We start from the raw sequence: 3,388 nt of genomic DNA, 5'->3' as shown, positions 1-3,388 counted from the left end.
CGAGATCGCCGAGCTGGTGGAATTCGCCCGCCGCTACCACGCGCGGGTGTTCACCACGCTCAACACCATCCTCCACGACGACGAGCTGGAGCCGGCGCGCAAGCTGATCCACCAGCTCTACGACGCCGGTGTGGATGCGCTGATCGTGCAGGATATGGGGGTGATGGAGCTGGATATTCCGCCGATCGAGCTGCATGCCAGCACCCAGACCGATATCCGCACCCTGGAGCGGGCCAAGTTCCTCGATCAGGCCGGCTTCTCCCAGCTGGTGCTGGCGCGCGAGCTGAACCTGCAGGAAATCCGCACTATTGCCGAGGCCACCGACGCGGCCATCGAGTTCTTCATCCACGGCGCGCTGTGCGTGGCCTTCTCCGGCCAGTGCAACATCTCCCACGCGCAGACCGGGCGCAGCGCCAACCGTGGCGACTGCTCGCAGGCCTGCCGCCTGCCCTACACCCTCAAGGATGAAAAAGGCGGGGTTATCGCCTACGAGAAGCACCTGCTGTCGATGAAGGACAACAACCAGAGCGCCAACCTGCGCGCCCTGGTCGAGGCCGGCGTGCGCTCGTTCAAGATCGAGGGGCGCTACAAGGACATGGGCTACGTGAAGAACATCACCGCCCACTACCGCCGCGAGCTCGACGCCATCCTCGAAGACCGCCCGGACCTCGCCCGCGCCTCCAGTGGCCGTACCGCGCACTTCTTCGTGCCCGATCCGGACAAGACCTTCCACCGTGGCAGCACCGATTACTTCGTCACCGAGCGCAAGGTGGACATCGGCGCCTTCGACTCGCCGACCTTCACTGGCTTGCCCGTCGGCCATGTCGAGAAAGTGAACAAGCGCGACCTGATCGCCGTCACCCACGAGCCGCTGTCCAACGGCGACGGCCTCAACGTGCTGGTCAAGCGCGAGGTGGTGGGTTTTCGCACCAATATCGCCGAACTAAAAGGCGAGTTCGAGGAGGAAGGCGAGAAACGCTACCGCTACCGCGTCGAGCCCAACGAGATGCCCGAGGGGCTTTTCCGCCTGCGCCCGAATCACCCGCTGTCGCGCAACCTCGACCACAACTGGCAGCAGGCGCTGCAACGTACCAGCGCCGAACGCCGTATTGGCGTCAGTTGGCAGGCCGAGCTGCGCGAGCAGCAGCTGAAACTGACCGCCACCAGCGAGGAAGGCGTCAGCGTCGAGGTCGCCCTGCCCGGCCCCTTCGGCCCGGCCAACAAGCCGGCACAGGCGCTGGACGGCCTGCGCGACCTGCTCACCCAGCTCGGCACCACCATCTACCACGCCCAGGGCGTGACCCTGGACGCGCCGCAGGCCTTCTTCGTGCCCAACTCGCAGCTCAAGGCGCTGCGCCGCGAGGCCATCGAGGCGCTGACCGCGGCACGCGTCGCCGCCCACCCGCGCGGCAGTCGCAAGGCCGAAGCCATTCCTGCGCCGGTCTATCCGGAGGCGCATTTGAGCTTCCTCTACAACGTCTACAACCAGAAGGCCCGCGACTTCTACCATCGTCACGGCGTGCAGCTGATCGACGCGGCCTACGAGGCGCACGAGGAAGCCGGCGAGGTACCGGTGATGATCACCAAGCACTGCCTGCGCTTCTCCTTCAACCTCTGCCCCAAGCAGGCCAAGGGCGTCACCGGCGTGAAAACCCGCGTCGCGCCGATGCAGCTGATCCACGGCGATGAGGTGCTGACCCTGAAGTTCGACTGCAAGCCGTGCGAGATGCACGTGGTCGGCAAGATGAAAGGGCATATCCTCGGCCTGCCGCAGCCTGGCAGCGCCGCCACCCAGGTGGTCGGCCAGATCAGCCCGGACGACCTGCTCAAGACCATCCGCCAGAAGCCGGGCTATAGCCACTGAGCCCGGCCTCGCCTGTTCCCCGGTAGCCCCGATGCAATCCGGGGGAATGCGCCTGTATGTCCCGGATTGCATCCGGGCTACCACAACAATCGCCAGCAAGCTGGCTCCTGCAGATCGCGAACTAGGCTCGCGCTGCACTCGCCGGGCTAAGCATCTCGATCTGGCGAACCTCGAAATCGCGGCGCAGGTAATCCATGCGCTTCTCGTGGAATGCGCGCATATGCGGCAGCGCCGTGTGCTCGGCGAACGCCTCCGGCGACGCCCAGACCTCGTAGAAGATAAACAGCGTGGGGTCCTGCGCGTCGCGCAGCATGTGGTACTCGATGCAGCCGGGCTCGGCGCGGCTGGGCTCGACATGGGCGCGGAACAGGCGCTCGAAGGCCTCGGCCTGCTCCGGTCTGGTGTGGGCGTGAAGGATAAAGGCGTGCATGCAAGACCTCCTGCAAAAGCGTTGTTTGTCGCACTCTAGCGCAGGATAAATCTGGGCATTCGTGCCTTTCACTCAACAATCATTTGCCTGACCCACTCTGTTTCCCGCGCGGGTGCGCCGCTAACCTGCCGCCATTCTTTTGCGGAGACAGCCATGAAAAACATCCTTCTGCTCGACGGCGGCAAGCAGTTCGCCCATTCCAACGGCCAGTACAACGCCACCCTGCACGAGGCCGCCGCGGCCTTCCTCGACCGCGCCGGGTTCGATATCAAGACCACCTTCATCGATGGCGGCTACGACGTCGCGCAAGAGGTGGAGAAATTCCTCTGGGCCGACGTGGTGATCTACCAGATGCCCGGCTGGTGGATGGGCGCGCCCTGGACGGTGAAGAAGTACCTCGACGAGGTGTTCACCGCCGGCCACGGCAGCCTCTACGCCAACGACGGCCGCACCCGCTCCGACGCCTCGCAGAAGTATGGCAGCGGCGGCCTGGTGCAGGGCAAGCAGTACCTCCTGTCGCTGACCTGGAACGCCCCGCAGCAGGCCTTCGACGACCCCAGCGACTTCTTCGAAGGCAAGGGCGTGGACGCGGTGTACTTCCCCTTCCACAAGGCCAACCAGTTCCTCGGCATGACTGCCCTGCCGACCTTCCTCAGCACCGACGTGATGAAGCAGCCGGATATCGAGCGCGACGTGGCCCGCTACCAGCAACACCTGGCCGAGGTGTTCGGCGTCCACTGAGCCCCGGCTCAGCGCCCGCCGAACAGCGCCGTCCAGTAGATCCCCGCGTCGCTTTGCGGGTCGCTGGCGTAGGCCGCGCCGAGGTCCTGGTACTGCGGGTGCATCAGGTTGGCGCAGTGCCCGGGGCTGGCGAGCCAGCCCTCGACCACCTTGGCCGGCGTATCCAGCGCCGCGGCGATGTTCTCGCCAATCTGGCCGCCGGCATAACCGGCCAGTTCGGCGCGGTCGCCGGGGGTGCGGCCGTCGCGGCCCTGGTGGGCGAAGAAGTTGCCGTTGGCCATGGCCCGGCTGTGCGCTTCGGCGGCGCTACCCAGCTCGGCGTTCCAGGCCAGCGGCGCGGCGGCGGCGAAGCT

The 3,388-nt window shown here is 66.0% G+C and carries 4 protein-coding genes; 2 read left to right on the top strand and 2 right to left on the bottom strand.

Going from position 1 to position 3,388, the window contains the following annotated elements; genetic code table 11:
* A partial coding sequence (locus tag N878_RS15505) for a U32 family peptidase (RefSeq protein WP_021444530.1) occupies positions 1–1,864 on the top strand: 1,864 nt, incomplete at its 5' end.
* Positions 1,865–1,985: 121 nt separating this feature from the next.
* Here the strand turns inward: N878_RS15505 and N878_RS15500 are convergent.
* On the bottom strand, positions 1,986–2,294 hold the full coding sequence (locus N878_RS15500) for a putative quinol monooxygenase (RefSeq protein WP_021444529.1): 309 nt from the start codon (positions 2,292–2,294) through the stop codon (positions 1,986–1,988).
* Between the two features lie 153 nt (positions 2,295–2,447).
* Here N878_RS15500 and N878_RS15495 point away from each other — a divergent pair, with 153 nt between their 5' ends.
* Positions 2,448–3,035, top strand: coding sequence for an NAD(P)H-dependent oxidoreductase (locus N878_RS15495; RefSeq protein ID WP_021444528.1), 588 nt, complete (start codon positions 2,448–2,450; stop codon positions 3,033–3,035).
* 8 nt (positions 3,036–3,043) lie between these two features.
* On the opposite strand, the gene N878_RS15490 is transcribed toward N878_RS15495, so the two are convergent.
* Positions 3,044–3,388, bottom strand: a 345-nt coding sequence (locus N878_RS15490) for a CAP domain-containing protein (protein WP_021444527.1), incomplete at its 5' end; no start/stop codon positions are given.

The sequence above is a fragment of the Pseudomonas sp. EGD-AK9 genome (assembly GCF_000465935.2).
Taxonomy (GTDB): Bacteria; Pseudomonadota; Gammaproteobacteria; order Pseudomonadales; family Pseudomonadaceae; genus Aquipseudomonas.
Note: the sequence above shows the minus strand (reverse complement) of the source record. Positions and strands in the feature narration are given on the sequence as shown.